This is a genomic window from Achromobacter deleyi, assembly GCF_016127315.1.
Taxonomy (GTDB): domain Bacteria; phylum Pseudomonadota; class Gammaproteobacteria; order Burkholderiales; family Burkholderiaceae_B; genus Achromobacter; species Achromobacter insuavis_A.
Genome location: NZ_CP065997.1, coordinates 1220171 through 1240529, shown reverse-complemented (window position 1 = coordinate 1240529; position 20359 = coordinate 1220171). Strand labels below are relative to the sequence as shown.

The window sequence follows — 20359 nt, the reverse complement described above, 5'->3', positions numbered from 1 at the left end:
GGCTCGCATGCGCAGCATGATCTGGATATCGCGTCTTTCCGTCTTCCGCTGGCTGGCGGCGCTGCTGTGCGCGGCGCTGTTGTGGCCGGCCGCGCAGGCGCAGGACGCCAAGACGCTGCGCATCGGTTTCCAGAAGTACGGCACGCTGACCATCGTGCGCGCGCTGGGCGACCTGGACAAGCGGCTGGCGGCGCAGGGCATCACGGTGAAGTGGACCGAGTTTCCCGCCGGCCCGCAGCTGCTGGAAGGCCTGAATGTCGGCTCCATCGACTTCGGCACCGTCGGCGAGGCGCCGCCGGTGTTCGCCCAGGCCGCCGGCGCGGCGCTGGTGTACGTGGGCAACGAGCCGCCGTCGCCCACCAGCGAGGCCATCCTGGTGCCCAAGGACTCGCCGATCAAGCGCGTGGCCGACCTGAAAGGCAAGAAGGTCGCGCTGAACAAGGGTTCCAACGTGCACTACCTGCTGGTCAAGCAGCTGGAGCGCGCCGGCGTGCCGTATGCCGACGTGAACGTGGCCTACCTGACGCCGGCCGATGCCCGCGCCGCGTTCGAGCGCGGGTCGGTCGACGCCTGGGTGATCTGGGATCCGTTCCAGGCCGCGGCCGAGAAGCAGCTGGGCGCGCGGGTGCTGGCCGATGGCACCGGCGTGGTCAAGAACTACCAGTTCTTCCTGGCGGCGCGCGCCTACGAGAAGGCGCACCCCGAAGTGATCCAGACGGTATTGGATGAAATCCGCAAGGGCGACCTGTGGGCCCGCGACCACCGCGCCGAGGCGGTGGCGCTGCTGCAGCCGGTGCTGGGGCTGGACAAGGCGGTGGTCGAACTGGCCGCCGAGCGCCTGGCCTACGGCGTGCAGCCGATCACGCGGGAAGTGCTGCAGGAACAGCAGCAGGTGGCCGATGCGTTCCACGCGCTCAAGCTGATTCCCAAACCCCTCAACGTGTTCGACGCCGCGCCGTCGGGCCTGAAATAGACAAGGGCAGGCATTCCATGGACGTCTTCTGGTTCATCCCCACCCACGGCGATTCGCGCTATCTCGGCACCAGCCGCGGCGCGCGGGCCGCGGGCTACGACTACTTCCGCCAGGTGGCGGTGGCCGCCGACACGCTTGGCTACGACGGCGTGCTGCTGCCCACCGGGCGTTCCTGCGAGGATGCGTGGGTGGTGGCGTCCAGCCTGATCGGCGCCACGCGCCGGCTCAAGTTCCTGGTGGCGATCCGCCCCGGCGTCAGCTCGCCGCAGTTCTCGGCGCGCATGGCCGCCACCTTCGACCGCCTGTCCGAAGGGCGGCTGCTGGTCAATGTGGTGACCGGCGGCGATCCGGGCGAACTGGAGGGCGACGGCGTCTTCGTCAGCCATGACGAGCGCTACGCCATCACGGCCGACTACCTGCGCATCTGGCGCGGCATCCTGGAAAACAGCCACGAGGCCGAGGGCTACAGCTTCGAAGGCGAGCAACTGGTGTCCAAGGGCGGCAAGGTGATCTATCCGCCGGTGCAGAAGCCCTATCCGCCGCTGTACTTCGGCGGCTCGTCGGAAGCGGCGCACGAACTGGCCGCCGAGCAGCTCGACGTGTACCTGACCTGGGGCGAGCCGCCCGAGGCCGTGGCCCGCAAGATCGCCGACATCAAGGCGCGCGCGGCGCGGCATGGCCGCACGGTGCGCTTCGGCATCCGCCTGCACGTCATCGTGCGCGAGACCGAGGCGGCCGCCTGGGCCGCCGCCGACGCCCTCATCAGCCACCTGAGCGAAGACGCGGTGCGCGCCGCGCAGACGGCGTTCTCGAAGATGGATTCCGAAGGCCAGCGCCGCATGGCGGCCTTGCACGGCGGCAAGCTCAACGACGAGCACGGCGGCCGCAAGCACCTGGAGATATCGCCCAACCTGTGGGCCGGCGTCGGCCTGGTGCGCGGCGGCGCCGGCACCGCCCTGGTGGGCGACCCCGAGACCGTGGCCGCGCGCATCCAGGAATACGCCGACCTGGGCATCGAGACCTTCATCTTCTCCGGCTATCCGCACCTGGAAGAGTCGTACCGCTTTGCCGAGCTGGTGTTCCCGCTGCTGCCCGGCAAGGGCGGCAAGCAGGTCGGCAATACCGTGCTGACCGGACCCTTCGGCGAAGTCATGGCCACCGAACTGGTGCCCAAGGAAGCGGCCAGCTGATGGCCGACGCCCGCAAGCCCGGCGGCTGGCGCGCGGCGCTGGCGCCCTGGCTGGTCCCCGCCCTGATCCTCGGCCTCTGGCAGCTGTCGGCGCAGGCCGGCTGGCTGTCGTCGCGCATCCTGCCGGCGCCGTCGGCGGTGGCGGCCGCGGGCTGGTCGCTGGCGGTGTCGGGCGAGCTCTGGCAGCACGTGCGCGTCAGCGCGCTGCGGGCGCTGTGGGGCCTGCTGCTGGGCGGCGGGCTGGGCCTGGCGCTGGGCTTGCTGAACGGTTCCTCGCGCACCGCCGAGACCCTGCTGGACACCACCTTGCAGATGATCCGCAACATTCCGGTGCTGGCGCTGATCCCGCTGATCATTCTGTGGTTCGGCATCGAAGAGACCGCCAAGCTGGCGCTGCTGTCGCTGGGCGTGTTCTTCCCGGTCTACCTGAATACCTTCCACGGCATCCGCTCGGTCGACCCGGCGCTGATCGAGATGGGACGCTCCTACGGCCTGACGGGCTGGCGGCTGTATCGCGACGTGATCCTGCCGGGCGCGCTGCCGTCGATCCTGGTGGGCCTGCGCTTCGCGCTGGGGCTGGTGTGGGTGATCCTGATCGTGACCGAGACGATCTCGGCGCAATCGGGCATCGGCTACATGACCATGAACGCGCGCGAATTCCTGCAGACCGACGTGGTGCTGCTGGGCATCCTGCTCTACGCGCTGCTGGGCAAGGCGGCCGACACCCTGGCGCGGCTGCTGGAGCGCCGCCTGCTGCGCTGGAACCCGGCCTACCGGCCGGCCTGACCCGCCTTTTCCACGACGAGATTCCATGGCCAAGATCCAGACCGACCCCGATACCGCACGCGCGCCCGCCGCCGGCGCCGCGCCGGCGCGCGCGGCCGACGACATTCCGCGCGCCGTCCAGGCGCTGGCCGATCAACTGGCCGCCACCGCCGTCGAGCGCGACCGCCAGGGCGGCCACGCCGCCGCCGAACGCGAGCGGATCCGCGCTAGCGGCCTGCTGCGCCTGTCGGTGCCGACCCAGTACGGCGGCGCGGGCGCCAGCTGGTCCACGGTGCTGACGGCGGTGCGCACGCTGGCCGAGGCCGACAGCGCGCTGGCGCACGTGTTCGGCTTCCATCACCTGCAGGTGGCCGGCGTCCTGCTCTATGGAACGCTCGCGCAGCATGACTATTTCCTGCGGCCCACGGTCGAGCGCAACCTGTTCTGGGGCAATGCGCTCAATCCGCTCGACCGGCGGGTGGTGGCGCGGGCCGAGCTGGACGGCTACCGCATCGACGGCGTCAAGAGCTTCAGCTCCGGCTCGGTCGGCTCCGACCTGCTGACCTTTTCCGCCTGGCACAAGGCCTCGGGCACCGCGCTGATCGCGGCGCTGCCGACGCGCGCCGAGGGCATCACCGTCAACCCCGACTGGGACGCGTTCGGCCAGCGCCAGACCGACAGCGGCACCGTGCGCTTCGACCACGTGCGGCTGGAGCCGGTGCAGGTGCTGCAGGCGCCTGGCGTCGAGCCCACGCCGCGCGCCACGCTGCGCTCGCAGGTGGCCCAGTTGATCATGACCAACCTGTACCTGGGCATCGCCCGCGGCGCCTTCCGCGAAGCGCGCCGCTACGTGCGCGACGACGCGCGGCCGTGGTTCGCGTCCGGCGTGCAGCGCCATGCCGACGATCCCTATGTGCAGGAGCGCTTCGGCGAGTTCTGGCTGCGGGTGCAGGCGGCGCAGGCGCTGGCCGACGTGGCCGGCCTGCGGCTCGACGCGGCGCTGGCGCGCGGCCCGTCGCTGACCGCCGACGAGCGCGGCGAGGTGGCGGTGGCTGGCGCCCAGGCCAAGGTGCTGGCGCACCGCGCCGCGCTGGAGGTGGGCGATGGCCTGTTCGACGTCACCGGCGCCTCGTCCACCGCGGCGCGCTACGGCTACGACCGCTATTGGCGCAATGCGCGCGTGCACACGCTGCACGACCCCGTGGCCTACAAGATCCGCGACCTGGGCCGCTACGCGTTGCTGGACCAGATTCCCGAACCCACCGCGTATTCCTGATGCGCATGACCTTCACCTCGATTCACCGATGACCGATCTTTCCTCCCTTCCCGACCTGGCCTCGCTGCCGCAGCCGCTGATCCGGCTGGACGCGGTGAGCAAGTCGTTCGCCACCCGCGCCGGCCGCTTCGACGCGGTGCGCGACGTGTCGCTGTCGATCCGCGCCGGCGACACCTTCGGCATCATCGGCAAGAGCGGCGCCGGCAAGTCGACCCTGCTGCGCCTGATCAACCTGCTCGAACGGCCCGACGCGGGCACGGTGCGGGTCGGCGCCACCGAGCTGACCGCGCTCGGCAAGCCGGCGCTGCGCGCCGCGCGCCAGAACATCGGCATGATCTTCCAGCAGTTCAACCTGCTGCAGAACGAAACCGTGTTCGAGAACGTGGCGTTTCCGCTGCGCGTGCACGGCGGCCGCGGCCGCGAGCAGATCGCGGCGCGGGTGCGCGAATGCCTGGAGATCGTCGGCCTGACCGACAAGACCGCCAGCCATCCGGCGCAATTGTCCGGCGGCCAGAAGCAGCGCGTGGCGATTGCCCGCGCGTTGGCCAGCGAACCCGCGGTGCTGCTGTGCGACGAGCCGACCTCGGCGCTCGACCCCGAGACCACGCGCTCGGTATTGAGCGTGCTGCGCGACATCAACAAGCGCCTGGGCGTGACCATCGTCATCGTCACGCATGAGCTGGCCGTGGTGCGCGCATTGTGCCGCCACGTGGCGGTGATGGAGAACGGCCAGGTGCTGGAGCAGGCCGAGATCTCCCGCGCCGGCGTGCACCTGACCTCGGCGCTCGGCCGCGAGCTGATCCGCGAGGCCACCCATCCCTATGAAGAGGTCGCCTGATGCTGGACACCTTTGTGCAATTGTTGCCCGAGCTGGGCGTGGCGGTCGGCCAGACCTTCCTGATGCTGGCGATCGCGCTGGCCGCGTCGATCCTGCTGGGCGGGCCGCTCGGCGTGCTGGTGTTCCTGACCGGCCCGGGCCAGTCGCTCGACCGCCCGCTGGCGCACCGGCTGTTGAGCTGGACGGTCAATACCGTGCGCTCGTTCCCGTTCATCATCCTGCTGGTGGCGCTGGTGCCGTTCACCCGCGTGATCGCCGGCACCTCGATCGGCCCGGTGGCGGCGGCGGTGCCGCTGTCGTTCGCGGCGATTCCGTACTTCGCGCGGCTGGTCGAGCAATGCCTGCGCGAAGTGCCGCGCGGCGTCATCGAGGCCGCCCACGCCGCCGGCGCATCCGAACTGCAGATCGTGCGCCGGGTGCTGCTGGTGGAAGCGCGTTCCGGGCTGGTGCTGGCCCTGACCGTGCTGGCGGTGAGCTTCCTGTCGTATTCCGCGGTGGCCGGCGTGGTGGGCGGCGGCGGCATCGGCGACCTGGCCATCCGCTATGGCTACTACCGCTTCCAGACCGACGTGATGGTGCTGACCGTGGCGCTGCTCGTGGTGCTGGTGCAGATCATCCAGTTCGCCGGCAATACCGTCGCGCGACGCATCGACAAACGCTGATCCCGAGAGGAAACCCATGTCCGTCAAACGCAATCTCCTGAGCCTGGCGCTGGCCGCCGCCGTGCTGTCGCTGTCCGGCGGCGCGCAGGCGGCCGATCCGGCCAAGAAGGAAATCGTCTTCGGCGCCACCGCCGGCCCCTACAGCGACCAGATCAAGCTCGGCATCAAGCCGATCCTGGAAAAGCAGGGCTATACCGTGCGCATCGTCGAGTTCAACGACTACGTGCAGCCGAACTTCGCCCTGGCGCAGGGCGCGCTGGACGCCAACGCGTTCCAGCACATCGTCTACCTGAAGAACTTCGCCGCCAAGAACAAGCTGGAACTGTCGGAGCTGGTCAAGGTGCCGACCGCGCCCATCGCCATCTACAGCCGCAAGTACAAGAGTGTGGACGCCGCGCCCGAGGGCGTGAGCGTGGCGGTGCCCAACGATCCGACCAACCAGGCGCGCGCGCTGGTGGTGCTGCAGGAGCTGGGCTGGATCAAGCTGCGCGAAGGCTACGACCCGCTGCAGGTGTCGGAGAAGGACGTGGCCGTGAACGTCAAGAAGATCAAGCTGATCCCGCTGGAGGCCGCGCAACTGCCGCGTTCGCTGGAGGACACCGACTACTCGTTCGTGAACGGCAACTTCGCGCTGGCCTCGGGCCTGAAGCTGACCGAGGCGCTGGCGCTGGAGAAGACCACGCCCACCTACCAGAACCTGGTGGCGGTGCGCACGGCCGACCTGGACAAGCCCTTCGTCAAGGACATCGCCGCGGCCTATGCCTCGCCCGAGTTCCTGGCGGTGACCGAGAAATCGTTCGCCGGCTTCGTCAAGACCGACTACCAGCAGAAGCTGGCGGCGGCCCGCTGAGGGCGGCGCGCCAGGAGGGCCGGACCATGTTCATCCACCCCAGCGAGTACGAGCTGCTGCAGCACCTGGACGTGCCGGGGCGGGTCGAGCCCGACCCGGGGCCGGACGAGGGCGCCCCGGCCAGCCCCGCGCTGCGCGTGACCCTGCGCCAGCTGTCCAAGCGCTATGGCGAGCGCCTGGTGCTCAAGGGGCTGGACCTGGAGTTCGCGCCCGGCGAGTTCGTGGCGGTGGTGGGGCAGAGCGGCTGCGGCAAGAGCACGCTGCTGCGGCTGCTGGCCGGGCTGGAGACGCCCAGCGCGGCGCAGGGCGGCGTGCCGGCGCGTTCGCCGGTGCTGTTCGACAACTTTCCGCAATGGTCGGCCGACAGCCGGGTGCGGATGATGTTCCAGGACGCGCGCCTGCTGCCGTGGAAGAGCGTGCTGCAGAACGTGGCGCTGGGCCTGCCCGGCCAGGCCCGGTCGCAGGCGGCCGCGGTGCTGCGCCAGGTGGGACTGGGCGACCGCGGCGGCGACTGGCCGGCGCAGCTGTCCGGCGGCCAGCGCCAGCGGGTGGCGCTGGCCCGGGCGCTGGTGCACCGGCCCGGCCTGCTGCTGCTGGATGAGCCGCTGGGCGCGCTGGACGCGCTCACGCGCATCGGCATGCAGCAGCTGATCGAGGACATCTGGCGCCGCGACGGCTTCACCGCGGTGCTGGTGACGCACGACGTCGGCGAGGCGGTGGCGCTGGCCGACCGCATCCTGGTGATCGACGAGGGCCGCGTGGTGCTGGACGAACGCGTCGAGCTGGCGCGGCCCCGGTCGCGCGGCTCGGCCGCCTTCGCGGCGCTGGAGGCGCGGGTGCTGCGGGTGGTGATGAAGCAGGAAGCGCCGGCGGCGGGGGACAGGCCCCTGGCGCCGGTCATACAGATACGGCACCTGCGGCTCGCGGTCTAGGGCCACGGGTGCGGTTTTCCAGGCAAGCGCCACCCCGGCGCGAGCGGGATCCAACGGAAATCCTTCCATTTTTCAGGAGCAGGACCATGAGCATTCAATCCATCAACGCCCGCAACCAGTTCCGCGGCAAGATCAAGGAAATCATCCTGGGCCCGGTGGTCTCGGAGGTCGACGTGGACACGCCCGCCGGCATCGTCACGTCCGTCATCACCACCCGTTCGGTCAAGGAACTGGACCTGCAGGTGGGCACCGAGGTGCTGGCCTTCGTCAAGGCCACCGAGGTCTCGGTCGCCAAGCTGTAGGCGCCCGCCGCCACCGCCGAAACGGGCGCTTGTCGGGCGCCGGTTTCGGTATATATTGTCTGCGCGGTATCCGGCGGTTCACTCCAGGTTTGTGGCTTGTGCGTTGCGATCACGGAGAACGGGAAATGCGTCGACTGCAAGCGTGGTTCCTCGGCTGTCTGTGCCTCGGGTTGGCCGCGTGCCTGCCCGCCACGGCCCAGAGCAAGCTCGACAAGGGGCAGCTGGACCAGCTGCTGGCGCCCGTGGCGCTCTATCCCGATGCCCTCCTGTCGCAGATCCTGATGGGGGCGACCTATCCCGATGACATCGCGGCCGCGGCCCTGTGGTCCGCCGGGAATGCCAGCCTGTCCGGCGACCCGGCCGTGCAGGCGGTCCAGGCCGAGCCCTGGGACCCGAGCGTCAAATCCCTGGTCGCGTTTCCGTCCGTCATGGACATGATGGGCCGCCAGCCGGAGTGGGTCCGGTCGCTGGGCGACGCCTTCCTGGCGCAGCCGGACGACGTGATGGACTCGGTCCAGCGGCTGCGGGCGCAAGCGCGCCAGGCGGGCAACCTGAACAGCACGCCGCAGCAGAAGGTCACGGCTTCCGATACGGGCGGCAAGACCGTGGTGGTGATCGAGCCGGCCGATCCGCAAGTGATCTACGTGCCCAGCTACAACCCCGCCGTGGTCTACGGCACCTGGCCCTATCCCGCCTATCCGCCCGCCTACTACCCGCCACCGCCCGGCTCGGCGTTCGCCACCTCGCTGGTGGCCGGCATCGGCTTCGGCCTGGGGGTGGCGGCGGTCGATTCCCTGTGGGGCGGTTTCAACTGGGGCCGCCACGACGTCGACATCAACGTCAACCGCTACAACAACATCAACGTCAACCAGCGCATCAACGCCGGCAATGCCAATGGCAACCGCGTGGCCTGGCAGCACAACCCGGAGCGTCGCGGCAACACGCCCTACGCCGATCCGGGCAGCCGCCAGCGCTTCGACAGCCAGCGCCAGGGCGGACCGCGCGACCGCGGGCCGGCCGGTTCGGCATCCGCGCCCGGCGCGCGTGACGCCGCCCGCGAGCGCGCCGCGCAATCCTTCCAGGGCCGCACGGGCCAGTCCACGCCCGGGCACATGGCGCCGCGCGACGGCGGCGAACGGCCGGGGCAGGGCGGCGTTGGCGCCCGGGCGCCGGGAGCCGCTCGCGAACCGTCGGCGGACCGCCGCGCATCCTCGGCCGACCGCCAGGCCGCGACCCAGCGCCAGCGCGCGGATGCCGCGGCGGCGCGCGACCGTTCGCGCGCCAACAACGGCAACAACGCGCTGCGCGACGCCGGCAACGGCGACCGCATGCGCCAGCAGGCGCAGCGCGGCGAACGGGCGGCGTCCGCGCCGCGCGGCGGCGATGGCGGTCGCGCAGGCGCGGGCCATGTCGGTGGCGGCGGCGGTCATTTCGGCGGCCGGAGGTAGGCACCATGAACAGCGGAGTCTCCATCATGAATGCGTGTGCCCGTAACGCCGGCCGCGGCCTGCGCCTGGCCGGCGCCGCTGCGCTGCTGGCGCTGGCGGCCCTGGCCGCGCCCGCCGCGGCGCAGCAGGTGTTCCCCACGCCGCAGGCCGCGGCCGACGCGTTCGGCCAGGCCCTGGCCACCAGTGACCGCGAGGCCGTGGCCCGGGTGCTGGGGCCGGACTACCGCCAGCTCGTGCCGGGCGGGGTGGGGCAGGACGAGATCTACCGGTTCCTGGCCGCCTGGGCGCGCAAGCACGAGGTGGTCGCCGATGGAGACCGACGCGCCTGGCTGGGGGTGGGCGATTCCGGCTGGACGCTGGCGGTGCCGATCGTGCGCGTGGCGCAAGGCTGGCGTTTCGACCCCGTCGCGGGCAAGGCGGAAATCCGGCGCCGCACCATCGGGCGCAATGAACTGACCGCCATCGACACCCTGCAGGCGCTGCAGGCGGCGCAGGCCCGTTACCGCGACGGCGTCGGCCAGGGCCGCTACGCCGGCCGGCTGGTGAGCCGGCCCGGCGCCACCGATGGCCTGTACTGGCCCGACCTGCCCGGTTATCCACCCCAGGCGTTCGGTCCCGACGCCTTGGCGATGGGGCCGGACGTGCCGGTGGCGGACGCCTATTACGGCTACCGTTACAAGGTGCTGCCCGCGCGCGGCGGCGGCGATGGCTACTGGATCCTGGCCTGGCCGGCGCGCTACGGCGAGACCGGCATCGGCAGCTTCGTCATCGGCGCCGGCGGCGGGGTGCGCGAGACCGACCTGGGGCCTGCCACCGGACGCCGCGCGCCCGCGCTGCAGGGCACCGATGTCTCGTTCGGAACCTGGAGCAGCATTACGCCGCAACCCGTTGGCGCTAAATGATTTTTTACGTTTGTTGCAGTGGCCCCGGGCAAGCGTTGTAGCGGTGCCGCAAACCGCGCGGCGGTTTGCCCGGCGGGCGCCGGCTTACGGTTTTTTGACAGTTGGCTATGCCAAAATGGCGAGCACTGGGATCGGCGCCCGATCCCCTTTTGTCGGACCTGGAAATTGAATCCCTTGCATTTTGTCCGCTGCGCCATTCTTGGCGCAGGGATGGCGCTCAGCGCCGCCGCGGCGTCGGCCCCGATCTTCGTCCTGAACTCCCTGGACGCCAACGTCAGCATCGTCGACCCTGCCACCTATACGGAACTGCGGCGCGTCCCCACGGGCAAGGAACCGCACCACCTGTATCTCACGCCTGACAAGAAGTCGCTGATGGTGGCCAACGCCACCGGCGACTCGATCACGCTGATGGACCCCAAGACCGGCGAGGTGCAGCGCACCCTGACCGGTATCGTCGATCCCTACCAGCTGCAGTTCTCGCCGGACATGAAGTGGTTCGTCACGGCCGCCAACCGCCTGGACCACATCGACATCTACGCCTGGAAACCGCTGGAAAAGGGCTTCGACCTGAAACTGGTCAAGCGCATCCCGGCCGGCAAGACGCCCAGCCACATCATGATCGACGCCAAGAGCACCACGGCGTACGTCACGCTGCAGGACAGCGACCAGCTCATCGCCATCGACCTGGCCACGCAGACGCCCAAATGGACCGTCTCGGTCGGCAAGACCCCGGCCGACGTGTTCCTCACGCCCGACCAGAAGACGCTGCTGGTGGCGCTGACCGGCGATTCCTACGTCGAGGCCTATGACGTCAGCAAGGGCCCGGCCAAGCTGATCTCGCGCATCAAGACCGCCGCCGGCGCGCACGCCTTCCGCGCCCAGGGCGACCAGCGCCACCTGTTCGTCAGCAACCGCACCGCCAACTCCATCAGCCGCATCGACCTGCAGACGCTGGCCGTGGTCGACACCTTCCCGGTGCCGGGCGGCCCCGACTGTATGGACGTGCTGGCCGACGGCAAGACCCTGCTGGTCACCTCGCGTTGGGCCCGCAAGCTCACCGTGGTGGACCTGGAGCAGAAGAAGGTCGTCAAGCAGGTGACCGTCGGCAAGTCGCCGCACGGCGTCTGGACGCTGAACCATGCGCCGACCCGCTAAACGGCTGGCCGCCGCCGTCTGCCTGGCGCTGGCGGCGCAGGCCGCCACGGCGGCCCCGGCGTCCTGTGACAAGCCGGTCTACCTGACCTTCGACACCGGCCACATGGGCGTGGCGCCGCTGATCGCCGACGTGCTGGCGCGCCACCACGTCAAGGTCACGTTCTTCCTGGCCAACGAGCGCACCCTGACCGACGGCAGCAGCCTGGACGACCAGTGGGCGCCGTGGTGGAAGGCGCGCGCCGCCGAGGGCCACGTGTTCGGCTCGCATACCTACGACCACGTCTACTGGCAGGGCGACCTGCCGGACGGCAAGTTCCGCGTCAAGCCCAGCGCCGGCCCCGACACGGGCAAGCGCGAGACCTGGACGGCCGAGCAGTACTGCGCCGAGATCAAGCGGTCCGCCACCCGCTTCACGCAGATGACCGGCAAAAAGATGCTGCCGCTGTACCGCGCGCCGGGCGGCAAGACCTCGCCGGCCCTGCTGCGCGCCGCCAAGGCCTGCGGCTTCGAGCACGTGGGCTGGGCGCCGGCCGGCTTCCTGGGCGACGAACTGCCCAGCGACAAGTACCCCAACGCCAAGCTGCTGGAGCAGGCGCTGCGCACCATCAAGCCCGGCGACATCCTGCTGGCGCACCTGGGCATCTGGTCGCGCCAGGACCCCTGGGCCCCCGCCGTGCTCGAGCCGCTGATTGAAGGCCTGCAGCGCAAGGGCTATTGTTTTGCTACCTTGGATACGCATCCCGCTTACCGCGACTGGATCGCCACGCATCACTGATCATGGATACGCTTAGTCAATGGTTCGGGAACTGCCAGCAATGGCTGTTCGAAACCCTGGTGCAGCCCGCGCTGTTCCACCTGGGGCTCAGCAACTTCATCGAGGACGGCTACGACGCCACCATGTGGCTGCTGGTCGGCCTGTTGCAGGTGGCGTTGCTGTTGCTGGTGTTCGGCCCGCTGCAGCGCCTGCGCCCGGTCGAGCCGGTCACCGACCGCCGCCAGATCGGCATCGACGTGATCTACACGTTGATCCACCGCCTGGGCGTGTTCCGCCTGGCGCTGTTCTTCACCATCGACCCGTTCTGGGACGGCATCTTCGGGCAGCTGCACATCTGGGGCTTCGCGCCGTTCCAGCTCGACCAGTATTGGCCCGGCGTGACCGACCAGGCCTGGGTCAGCCTGATCATCTACCTGCTGCTGTTCGACCTGGTGGACTACCTGTACCACCGCGCCCAGCACCGTTTCGCCTGGCTCTGGGCGCTGCACGCGGTGCACCACAGCCAGCGCCAGATGACCGTCTGGAGCGATGACCGCAACCACCTGCTGGACGACATGCTGCGCGACGTGGTGGTGGTGTTCGTGTCGCAACTGGTGGGCGTGCCGCCCGCGCAGTTCGTGGCGATCGTGGCCATCACCCAGCTGGCGCAGAGCTTTTCGCACGCCAACCTGCGCCTGCACTTCGGCGCCATCGGCGAACGCCTGCTGGTCAGCCCGCGCTTTCACCGCCATCACCATTCCATCGCCTACGACGCCTCGACGCCGGGGCCGGCCGGCGGCTACAACTTCGCCGCGCTGTTCCCGATCTGGGATGTGCTGTTCCGCTCGGCGCGCTTTGGCGTCGGCTACGGCCCCACCGGCATCCATGACCAGCAGCCGGAACTGGGCGGCCGCGATTACGGCCGGGGCTTCTGGTCGCAGCAGTGGCTGGGCCTCAAGCGCATGGTCGGCCGCGACCGCGAGCCCTCCGTGACGGCGCCGCCGTCGCGCCCGCCGGGCGCGGCCGAAGGCGCGTGACGCGCCGCGTTCCGCCGTCAAAAAAACCGGGCCTTGAGGCCCGGTTTTTTCATGTCCGGTCACCTGTGACCTGGACGCAGCTCGTCGCAAGAATAGCCGCCCGGCCGCCGGGCCGCCCCAAGGGCGGGCAGCCCCCTCGGGGGGCAGCTAGCGCGCGAAGCGCGTGCGGCGTGGGGGCTCACCCTTCATTCGTGGTTTCGCGCTTGATCTCGTCGTGGCGCCGTTCCATTTCCTGGCGTAGTTCGCGGCGCAGGCGGGCGGCCTCGAAGCGCTGCTTTTCCTCGAGGTTGCGCGGCGCCAGCGGCGGCACCGCGGTGGGGGCGCCGTTGTCGTCCACCGCCACCATCGTGAAGTAACAGCTGTTGGTGTGGCGCACCAGCTTCTTGCGGATGTCCTCGGTGACGACCTTGATGCCGATCTCCATCGAGGTGCGGCCGGTGTAGTTCACCGCCGCCAGGAAGGTCACCAGCTCGCCCACGTGGATCGGCTCGCGGAACACGACCTGGTCGACCGACAGCGTCACCACGTACTGGCCGGCGTAGCGGCTGGCACAGGCGTAGGCGACCTGGTCCAGGTACTTGAGGATGGTTCCGCCGTGCACATTGCCTGAGAAATTCGCCATATCGGGCGTCATCAGGATGGTCATCGACAGTTGGTGGCTAAAGGCGTCGTCCATGGCGGGCGTTCTACTCGGCGATAAAACGCCTATGGTAGTGGCGAAACCCTGTCATATCGCCGTCTGCCGCCAGGTTTGTCAGGGTTTCTTCGCGGGCGCGGACGCCGGGGGCGTGACGACGGGCGCCGCGGCGGCGGGCGCCGGCTCGGGCTGCGCCTCGGGTTCAGGCGCCGGCTCGTCGCGCACCGCGGGCGGCGGCGTCCACAACCCGTCCAGCAGCGCCGGGCCGGGGCCGTAGGCACGCAGCAGCACGTAGACCGGGCCGCTGGCCGCCAGCGGCAGCCAGTTGGCCTGGGCGCCCGGCTCGGGGGCGGCGTGGCTGATCACCAGGTCGAGCGAACCGTCGGCGTTGTATTGCAGCGGATCGCGGTCGCCCAGGGCGTAGCGGTCCAGCGGATTGGCCATCGGCAGGCCCTGGCCGTCATAGGCCGCCAGCGACCACAGCGCGCTGGCCGGCGGCAACTGGTCGCTGTCGAAATGCAGCACGTAGCGGTGCGCGCCATCCAGCGGCCGGCCCTGGCTGTCGGCCGCCAGCAGCAACGCGGTCAGGTCCTCCGGCAAGCCCGAGCCGGGCTGCGCCTGGGTGGCCAGCGCGCGGCGCAGGTAGGCGTTGCCGTAGACGCCCAGGCTGGCCGTCTCCAGCTGCCAGCCGTTGACGCTCTTGAGGGTGGCGCCGGCGGCGGCTTCCATGCGTTCGCGCGCCTCGCGCAGGCCGCGGCGCAGGCCCTGCTTGATCGGGTTGTCGAGCTTGTCGAAGTCGAACGGCCGGCCGGGGATCAGCCCGAGCCGGCGCAGCTTGGCCAGCACCGGCTGGTCGGTGGCGTGCGGCGGGTTGCGGCGCAGCAGCTCGGCGGCGCGGACGAAAAAGGCCTCGGTCGGCATCGCGTCGACCTGCTCGCGCACCGGGATCTTCAGATCCAGCGACGGGTCGGCCTTGATCCGTTGCGATTGCGGCGGCAGGTTCCACTGCGCCAGCGGCGTCAGCGTGAAGCCGTCCTGCAGCGCGTTGACCGCCGCGTATTCGGCCGCGCCGTCGGCCTGGATCAGGGCGCGGGCCCAGACGTAGGCGGTGGGCGCGTCGATGCGCGGCATGCCGGAGGGCAGCGTACCGCTCCAGCCCGGCGGCACGATCGCGGTGTTGCCGCGCGCGGTGCCGGTGCTGCGCTTGCCCAGCGTGGCGAAGGCGTCGTTCCACATGTCCAGCAGCGTCAGGGTGTACAGGCGGCCGTGGCTGTCGGGCGTCGACAGCACCACGGGGCCGGCCGTCAGGTCGAGCCAGGCGGCGCTGCGCAGCATGTCGGGATTGGCCCAGGGCAGGGCCGCGCCGGGGCGGGGCAGGGTGCGGGTGTGCTGGAAGGTGTTGGCGGGCGCGCCCTCGGCGCCCTGCGCGGGATGCGTGAACTGGCGCCGGGTCAGGTCCAGGGTCAGCAGCGGATAGAAGTACAGGTAGCCTTCCATCGCCGCTTCGCGGGCGGACTCGGTGGCGGCGGCGGCCGGGCTCGGCGCCGGCGCGGCGGTGGCGGGGGCCGGCGCCAGGCTCGGGGCGGCCAGCGACAGGGACAGGGCCAGGGGGGCAAGACGGCGCATCGGCGCTCCAACGGGCATGCGGGACGGGCGGAAAAGCGGGCCGGAGCTCGCCGCCGGCAATGGTAGCAGTCTCGCGATCATCCAAAATCCGCGAAAAAGCCCGATCCTGGCCGTAAATCGTTCTCATTGCCCGATTTCGAGGCCGGGGGACGCAAGGCATGGAAACTCGTCCGCGCTGCGCCTATACTTGCTTGCATATCCTTGGAATTCGTAGGGCTTTTCCCCGGATCGGCCCGCGGCTTCCCCTATTCACCCGGAGAGGAGTGCTTCATGGTCAACATGAACCGCCGCCAGTTCTTCAAGGTGACCGGTACCACGCTGGCTGGCTCGAGCCTGGCATTGCTGGGGGTAGCTCCCGGCACGGCCATGGCCGAAGTGCGCCAGTACAAGCTTGCGCGCATGACGGAAACGCGCAACACCTGTCCCTACTGTTCGGTCGCCTGTGGTCTGCTGATGTATGGCCTTGGCGATGGCGCCAAGAATGCCCGCGCCAGCATCATGCACATCGAAGGCGACCCCGACCACCCCGTCAACCGCGGCACGCTCTGTCCCAAGGGCGCGGCCCTGATCGACTTCATCCACAGCCCCAACCGCCTGAAGTACCCGGAATACCGGGCGCCCGGTTCGGACAAGTGGGAGCGGATGTCGTGGGACGACGCCCTGACGCGCATCACCAAGCTCATGAAGGCCGACCGTGACGCCAACTTCGTCGAAAAGACGGAAGACGGCAAGACGGTCAACCGGTGGCTGACCACCGGCATGCTGGCCGCCTCGGCAAGCAGCAACGAGGTGGGCTACATCACGCACAAGACCGTGCGCAGCATGGGGATGCTGGCGTTCGACAATCAAGCCCGTGTCTGACATGGCCCGACGGTGGCAGGTCTTGCCCCGACGTTTGGCCGTGGAGCGATGACGAACCATTGGGTCGACATCAAGAACGCGGACGTAGTACTGATCATGGGCGGCAATGCCGCCGAGGCCCACCCGTGCGGGTTCAAATGGGTCACGGAAGCGAAAGCCCATAACAAGGCGAAGCTGATCGTCGTGGATCCGCGCTTCACGCGCTCGGCATCCGTGGCGGACTTCTACGCGCCCATACGCACCGGCACCGACATCATCTTCCTGGGTGGCGTCATCAAGTACCTGTTGGATCACGACAAGATCCAGCACGAGTACGTGCGCAACTACACCGACTTTTCCTACATCGTGCGCGAGGACTTCACGTTCGACGCGGGCCTGTACTCCGGCTACAACGCCGAGAAGCGGACCTACGACAAGGCCAGTTGGGACTACGAGCGCGGCGATGATGGCTTCGTCAAGACCGACCCGACGCTGGAGCATCCGCGTTCGGTCTACCAGCTGCTCAAGAAGCACTACTCGCGCTACACCGAAGAGATGGTCGAACGGGTCTGCGGCACGCCGCGCGACAAGTTCCTGAAGGTCTGCGAGATGCTGGCGTCCACCGCCACCACCAATCGCGCCGCCACCATCCTGTACGCGCTGGGCTGGACGCAGCACTCGATCGGTTCGCAGATCATCCGCACCGGCGCCATGGTGCAGCTGCTGCTGGGCAACATCGGCATCGCCGGCGGCGGCATGAACGCGCTGCGCGGGCACTCGAACATCCAGGGCCTGACCGACCTGGGCCTGATGTCGAACCTGCTGCCCGGCTACATGACGCTGCCCAACGAGCCCGAGCAGGACTACGGCAAGTACATCGCCACGCGCGCGCTCAAGCCGCTGCGGCCCAACCAGCTCAGCTACTGGCAGAACTACAGCAAGTTCCACGTGAGCCTGATGAAGGCCTGGTGGGGCAAGGCCGCGACCGCCGAGAACAACTGGGCGTTCGACTACCTGCCCAAGCTCGACAAGCTCTACGACATGCTGCAGGTCTACGAGCTGATGAGCCAGGGCAAGATGAACGGCTACCTGGCGCAGGGCTTCAACCCGCTGGCGGCCGCGCCCAACAAGGCCAAGCTGAACCAGGGTTTCGCCAAGCTCAAGTTCCTGGTCATCATGGATCCGCTGGTCACCGAGACCTCGGAATTCTGGCGCAATGCCGGCGAGGCCAATGACGTCGATCCCAAGCAGATCCAGACCGAGGTGTTCCGCCTGCCCACCACCTGTTTCGCCGAGGAAGACGGCGCGCTGGTGAACTCCGGGCGCTGGCTGCAATGGCACTGGAAGGGCGCCGAGCCTCCGGGCGAGGCCAAGAGCGACATCGAGATCATGTCGCTGATCTTCACGCGCCTGCGCAAGATGTACCAGGAAGAGGGCGGCAAGTACCCGGACCCCATCGTCAACCTGTCCTGGCCGTATTCCAATCCGCAAAGCCCGACCGCGGAAGAGCTGGCCAAGGAATACTCGGGCAAGGCGCTGGTGGACCTGGTCGATCCCAAGGATCCCACCAAGGTCACGCGCAAGGGCGGCGAGCAGCTGGCCGGCTTTGCCGAGCTGCGCGACGACGGTTCCACGGCCAGCGGCTGCTGGATCTTCGCCGGCGCCTGGAGCCCGGCCGGCAACCTGATGGCGCGCCGCGACAACAGCGACCCGACCGGCATCGGCCAGACCCTGAACTGGGCCTGGGCCTGGCCGGCCAACCGCCGCATCCTGTACAACCGCGCCTCCTGCGACGTCTCGGGCAAGCCGTTCGACCCGCGCCGCAACCTGATCTCGTGGAACGGCAAGGCCTGGGTCGGCGCCGACATTCCCGACTTCAAGGGCGACGAGAATCCGGATGGCGGCATGGGGCCGTTCATCATGAACCCCGAGGGCGTGGCGCGCTTCTTCGCGCGCGCCGGCATGGCCGAAGGGCCGTTCCCGGAACACTACGAGCCGTTCGAGACGCCGCTGGGCTACAACCCGCTGTATCCGAAGGCCAAGGGCGTCACCAGCAACCCGGCGGCGCGCGTGTTCAAGGACGACCTGGCGGCGATGGGCACGGTGGACAAGTTCCCCTACGTGGCCACCACCTACCGCCTGACCGAGCACTTCCACTACTGGACCAAGAACGTCCGCATCAACGCGATCCTGCAGCCCGAGCAGTTCGTCGAGATCAGCGAGGTCATGGCCAAGGAACTGGGCATTGCCAACGGTTCGCGCGTGAAGGTGTCGTCCAACCGCGGCTACATCAAGGCGGTGGCGCTGGTCACCAAGCGCCTGCGGCCGCTGACCATCGAAGGCAAGACCGTCTACCACGTCGGCATCCCGATCCACTGGGGCTTCGTGGGCCTGGCCAAGCCCGGCTTCCTGACCAACACCCTCACGCCATTCGTGGGCGACGGCAATTCCCAGACACCGGAATTCAAGTCGTTCCTGGTGCAGGTCGAGAAGATTTAGGAGACCGCTCATGTCAATGCAATCCCTGGACATCAAACGGCGCTCCGCCACCACCACGCCGCCGCCCGGCATCCGCGAACCCATCACCGGGTCCGTGGCCAAGCTGATCGACGTCTCCAAGTGCATCGGCTGCAAGGCCTGCCAGAGCGCGTGCATGGAGTGGAACGACCTGCGCGACGAGATCGGCACCAACGTCGGCGTCTACGACAACCCGGCCGACCTGACCGAGCATTCCTGGACCGTCATGCGCTTCTCGGAATACGAGAACCCGCAGGGCGACCTGGAGTGGCTGATCCGCAAGGACGGCTGCATGCACTGCGAGGACCCGGGCTGCCTGAAGGCCTGTCCCTCGCCGGGCGCCATCATCCAGTACAACAACGGCATCGTCGACTTCCACGAAGAGAACTGCATCGGTTGCGGCTACTGCATCACCGGCTGTCCGTTCAACGTGCCGCGCATCTCCAAGAAGGACCACAAGGCGTACAAGTGCACCCTGTGTTCCGACCGCGTGGCCGTCGGCCAGGAGCCGGCCTGCGTCAAGGCCTGTCCCACCGGCGCCATCGTGTTCGGCACCAAGGACGACATGAAGCAGCACGCCGCCGAGCGCATCGAGGACCTGAAGTCGCGCGGCTTCGAGCAGGCCGGCCTGTATGACCCGCAAGGCGTGGGCGGCACGCACGTGATGTACGTGCTGCATCACGCCGACCAGCCCGGGCTGTACCACGGGCTGCCGAAGGATCCGCAGATCAGCCCGATGGTGTCGCTGTGGAAGGGCATCGCCAAGCCGCTGGGCGTGGCCGCCATGGCGCTGACGGCGCTGGCCGGCTTCTTCCACTACGCCCGCGTCGGCCGCAACGAGGTCAACGAGGAAGACGAACGCCGTGCCGAAGAGGAGATCCGCCATGAGTGACGATCGCCATCACCGCCGGATCAAGCGCTATTCGCCCGGCGAGCGCACCAACCACTGGATCATCGCCTTCACCTTCATCCTGCTGGCGCTATCCGGGCTGGCGCTGTTCCACCCGTCGATGTTCTGGCTCACCAACCTGTTCGGCGGCGGTCCCTGGACCCGCATCCTGCATCCGTTCATCGGGCTGGTGATGTTCTTCTGCTTCGTGGTGTTCGCCGGCCACATGTGGCGCCACAACATGATGACCAAGGCCGACCGCCAGTGGCTGCGCCAGCTCAACGACGTGGTCGAGAACCGCGAAGAGAAGCTGCCCGAGGTTGGCAAGTACAACGCCGGCCAGAAGCTGCTGTTCTATGTGCTGATCCTGTGCATGCTGGGGCTGTTCGCCAGCGGCATCGTGATCTGGCGCGAGTTCTTCGCCTTCTACTTCCCGATCTGGGTGGTGCGCGCCGCCTCGGTGCTGCATGCCGTTTGTGCATTGGTGCTGATTTGCGCGATCATTGTGCATATTTATGCGGCGATCTGGGTCAAGGGCTCGCTCACGGCGATGCTGCGCGGCTACGTGACCGCGGGCTGGGCGTGGAAGCACCACCGCGCGTGGTTCCGGGAACAAATCGGCAAGCAGTCCACGACGAAATAGGCGGGTCCCGCCCGGCGGGCGCCACCTTGCGGTGGCGGCCAGGCCGGGCCGGTTCCGCCCGATCCCACCGCACGGCTGCCTCCCCTTTGCGGGGCGGCAGCCGTGTTTGTTTATCTGGAGACGC

The 20359-nt window shown here is 69.0% G+C and carries 19 protein-coding genes; 17 read left to right on the top strand and 2 right to left on the bottom strand.

Features of this window, described 5'->3' with window-relative positions; translation table 11 throughout:
- Positions 1–7: 7 nt before the first annotated feature.
- From I6I07_RS05565 to I6I07_RS05500, 14 genes are all read left to right on the top strand, one after another.
- Positions 8–973 (top strand): sulfonate ABC transporter substrate-binding protein, encoded by a 966-nt coding sequence (locus tag I6I07_RS05565; protein WP_198485924.1) that lies wholly within the window; start codon positions 8–10, stop codon positions 971–973.
- A 17-nt stretch (positions 974–990) separates the two neighbouring features.
- Positions 991–2163 (top strand): FMNH2-dependent alkanesulfonate monooxygenase, encoded by a 1173-nt coding sequence (gene ssuD / locus I6I07_RS05560; RefSeq protein ID WP_054490989.1) that lies wholly within the window; start codon positions 991–993, stop codon positions 2161–2163.
- Entirely contained in the window at positions 2163–2948 is a 786-nt protein-coding gene (ssuC, locus tag I6I07_RS05555) for an aliphatic sulfonate ABC transporter permease SsuC (RefSeq protein WP_006392472.1), read from the top strand. The genes ssuD and ssuC overlap by 1 nt, the downstream gene beginning before the upstream one ends.
- 25 nt (positions 2949–2973) lie before the next feature.
- Positions 2974–4203: an acyl-CoA dehydrogenase family protein gene (locus I6I07_RS05550; RefSeq protein WP_198485923.1), complete on the top strand. Its 1230-nt coding sequence runs from the start codon at positions 2974–2976 to the stop codon at positions 4201–4203.
- Between the two features lie 28 nt (positions 4204–4231).
- Positions 4232–5041: a methionine ABC transporter ATP-binding protein gene (locus tag I6I07_RS05545; protein ID WP_198485922.1), complete on the top strand. Its 810-nt coding sequence runs from the start codon at positions 4232–4234 to the stop codon at positions 5039–5041.
- Positions 5041–5703 (top strand): methionine ABC transporter permease, encoded by a 663-nt coding sequence (locus tag I6I07_RS05540; RefSeq protein WP_054434994.1) that lies wholly within the window; start codon positions 5041–5043, stop codon positions 5701–5703. The genes I6I07_RS05545 and I6I07_RS05540 overlap by 1 nt, the downstream gene beginning before the upstream one ends.
- A 16-nt stretch (positions 5704–5719) precedes the next feature.
- Entirely contained in the window at positions 5720–6553 is an 834-nt protein-coding gene (locus tag I6I07_RS05535; protein WP_006392475.1) for a MetQ/NlpA family ABC transporter substrate-binding protein, read from the top strand.
- Between the two features lie 26 nt (positions 6554–6579).
- On the top strand, positions 6580–7485 hold the full coding sequence (locus I6I07_RS05530) for an ATP-binding cassette domain-containing protein (protein ID WP_198485921.1): 906 nt from the start codon (positions 6580–6582) through the stop codon (positions 7483–7485).
- Between the two features lie 86 nt (positions 7486–7571).
- On the top strand, positions 7572–7787 hold the full coding sequence (locus I6I07_RS05525; protein WP_006227327.1) for a TOBE domain-containing protein: 216 nt from the start codon (positions 7572–7574) through the stop codon (positions 7785–7787).
- A 125-nt stretch (positions 7788–7912) separates the two neighbouring features.
- The gene (locus tag I6I07_RS05520) at positions 7913–9235 is read left to right on the top strand and encodes a DUF3300 domain-containing protein (protein WP_198485920.1); all 1323 of its coding nucleotides are present in this window, start codon (positions 7913–7915) and stop codon (positions 9233–9235) included.
- Positions 9236–9240: 5 nt separating this feature from the next.
- Positions 9241–10137 (top strand): DUF2950 family protein, encoded by an 897-nt coding sequence (locus I6I07_RS05515; RefSeq protein WP_232625905.1) that lies wholly within the window; start codon positions 9241–9243, stop codon positions 10135–10137.
- A gap of 210 nt (positions 10138–10347) precedes the next feature.
- Positions 10348–11292 carry a beta-propeller fold lactonase family protein gene (locus I6I07_RS05510; RefSeq protein ID WP_006392479.1) on the top strand — a complete coding sequence of 315 codons (945 nt, stop codon included), beginning with the start codon at positions 10348–10350 and terminating at the stop codon, positions 11290–11292.
- A complete protein-coding gene (locus I6I07_RS05505) occupies positions 11276–12067 on the top strand; it encodes a polysaccharide deacetylase family protein (RefSeq protein ID WP_006392480.1) in 792 nt (263 codons plus the stop codon). The genes I6I07_RS05510 and I6I07_RS05505 overlap by 17 nt, the downstream gene beginning before the upstream one ends.
- A gap of 2 nt (positions 12068–12069) precedes the next feature.
- Positions 12070–13083, top strand: coding sequence for a sterol desaturase family protein (locus tag I6I07_RS05500; protein WP_198485919.1), 1014 nt, complete (start codon positions 12070–12072; stop codon positions 13081–13083).
- A 178-nt stretch (positions 13084–13261) separates the two neighbouring features.
- On the opposite strand, the gene I6I07_RS05495 is transcribed toward I6I07_RS05500, so the two are convergent.
- Together I6I07_RS05495 and I6I07_RS05490 are read right to left on the bottom strand one after the other, a co-directional pair.
- Positions 13262–13759 carry an acyl-CoA thioesterase gene (locus tag I6I07_RS05495; protein ID WP_006392482.1) on the bottom strand — a complete coding sequence of 166 codons (498 nt, stop codon included), beginning with the start codon at positions 13757–13759 and terminating at the stop codon, positions 13262–13264.
- 78 nt (positions 13760–13837) lie between these two features.
- A complete protein-coding gene (locus I6I07_RS05490; protein WP_198485918.1) occupies positions 13838–15346 on the bottom strand; it encodes a DUF1254 domain-containing protein in 1509 nt (502 codons plus the stop codon).
- A 270-nt stretch (positions 15347–15616) separates the two neighbouring features.
- On the opposite strand from I6I07_RS05490, the gene fdnG reads away from it, so the two are divergent.
- The 3 genes from fdnG to I6I07_RS05475 are packed head-to-tail and all read left to right on the top strand — an operon-like array spanning position 15617 to position 20235.
- Positions 15617–18685: a formate dehydrogenase-N subunit alpha gene (fdnG, locus tag I6I07_RS05485; RefSeq protein WP_198485917.1), complete on the top strand. Its 3069-nt coding sequence runs from the start codon at positions 15617–15619 to the stop codon at positions 18683–18685.
- Between the two features lie 10 nt (positions 18686–18695).
- Complete coding sequence (gene fdxH / locus I6I07_RS05480) at positions 18696–19595, top strand: formate dehydrogenase subunit beta (protein WP_198485916.1); 900 nt, start codon at positions 18696–18698, stop codon at positions 19593–19595.
- Positions 19588–20235, top strand: coding sequence for a formate dehydrogenase subunit gamma (locus I6I07_RS05475; RefSeq protein ID WP_006392487.1), 648 nt, complete (start codon positions 19588–19590; stop codon positions 20233–20235). Before fdxH ends, I6I07_RS05475 begins: the two co-directional genes overlap by 8 nt.
- The last annotated feature ends 124 nt before the right edge of the window (positions 20236–20359 follow it).

Bases quoted from the DNA above. Each gene is read 5' to 3' on its own strand.
- I6I07_RS05565 (WP_198485924.1), top strand. From the start codon at position 8: ATGCGCAGCATGATCTGGATATCGCGTCTTTCCGTCTTCCGCTGGCTG.
- ssuD (WP_054490989.1), top strand. From the start codon at position 991: ATGGACGTCTTCTGGTTCATCCCCACCCACGGCGATTCGCGCTATCTC.
- ssuC (WP_006392472.1), top strand. From the start codon at position 2,163: ATGGCCGACGCCCGCAAGCCCGGCGGCTGGCGCGCGGCGCTGGCGCCC.
- I6I07_RS05550 (WP_198485923.1), top strand. From the start codon at position 2,974: ATGGCCAAGATCCAGACCGACCCCGATACCGCACGCGCGCCCGCCGCC.
- I6I07_RS05545 (WP_198485922.1), top strand. From the start codon at position 4,232: ATGACCGATCTTTCCTCCCTTCCCGACCTGGCCTCGCTGCCGCAGCCG.
- I6I07_RS05540 (WP_054434994.1), top strand. From the start codon at position 5,041: ATGCTGGACACCTTTGTGCAATTGTTGCCCGAGCTGGGCGTGGCGGTC.
- I6I07_RS05535 (WP_006392475.1), top strand. From the start codon at position 5,720: ATGTCCGTCAAACGCAATCTCCTGAGCCTGGCGCTGGCCGCCGCCGTG.
- I6I07_RS05530 (WP_198485921.1), top strand. From the start codon at position 6,580: ATGTTCATCCACCCCAGCGAGTACGAGCTGCTGCAGCACCTGGACGTG.
- I6I07_RS05525 (WP_006227327.1), top strand. From the start codon at position 7,572: ATGAGCATTCAATCCATCAACGCCCGCAACCAGTTCCGCGGCAAGATC.
- I6I07_RS05520 (WP_198485920.1), top strand. From the start codon at position 7,913: ATGCGTCGACTGCAAGCGTGGTTCCTCGGCTGTCTGTGCCTCGGGTTG.
- I6I07_RS05515 (WP_232625905.1), top strand. From the start codon at position 9,241: ATGAACAGCGGAGTCTCCATCATGAATGCGTGTGCCCGTAACGCCGGC.
- I6I07_RS05510 (WP_006392479.1), top strand. From the start codon at position 10,348: ATGGCGCTCAGCGCCGCCGCGGCGTCGGCCCCGATCTTCGTCCTGAAC.
- I6I07_RS05505 (WP_006392480.1), top strand. From the start codon at position 11,276: ATGCGCCGACCCGCTAAACGGCTGGCCGCCGCCGTCTGCCTGGCGCTG.
- I6I07_RS05500 (WP_198485919.1), top strand. From the start codon at position 12,070: ATGGATACGCTTAGTCAATGGTTCGGGAACTGCCAGCAATGGCTGTTC.
- I6I07_RS05495 (WP_006392482.1), bottom strand. From the start codon at position 13,759: ATGGACGACGCCTTTAGCCACCAACTGTCGATGACCATCCTGATGACG.
- I6I07_RS05490 (WP_198485918.1), bottom strand. From the start codon at position 15,346: ATGCGCCGTCTTGCCCCCCTGGCCCTGTCCCTGTCGCTGGCCGCCCCG.
- fdxH (WP_198485916.1), top strand. From the start codon at position 18,696: ATGTCAATGCAATCCCTGGACATCAAACGGCGCTCCGCCACCACCACG.
- I6I07_RS05475 (WP_006392487.1), top strand. From the start codon at position 19,588: ATGAGTGACGATCGCCATCACCGCCGGATCAAGCGCTATTCGCCCGGC.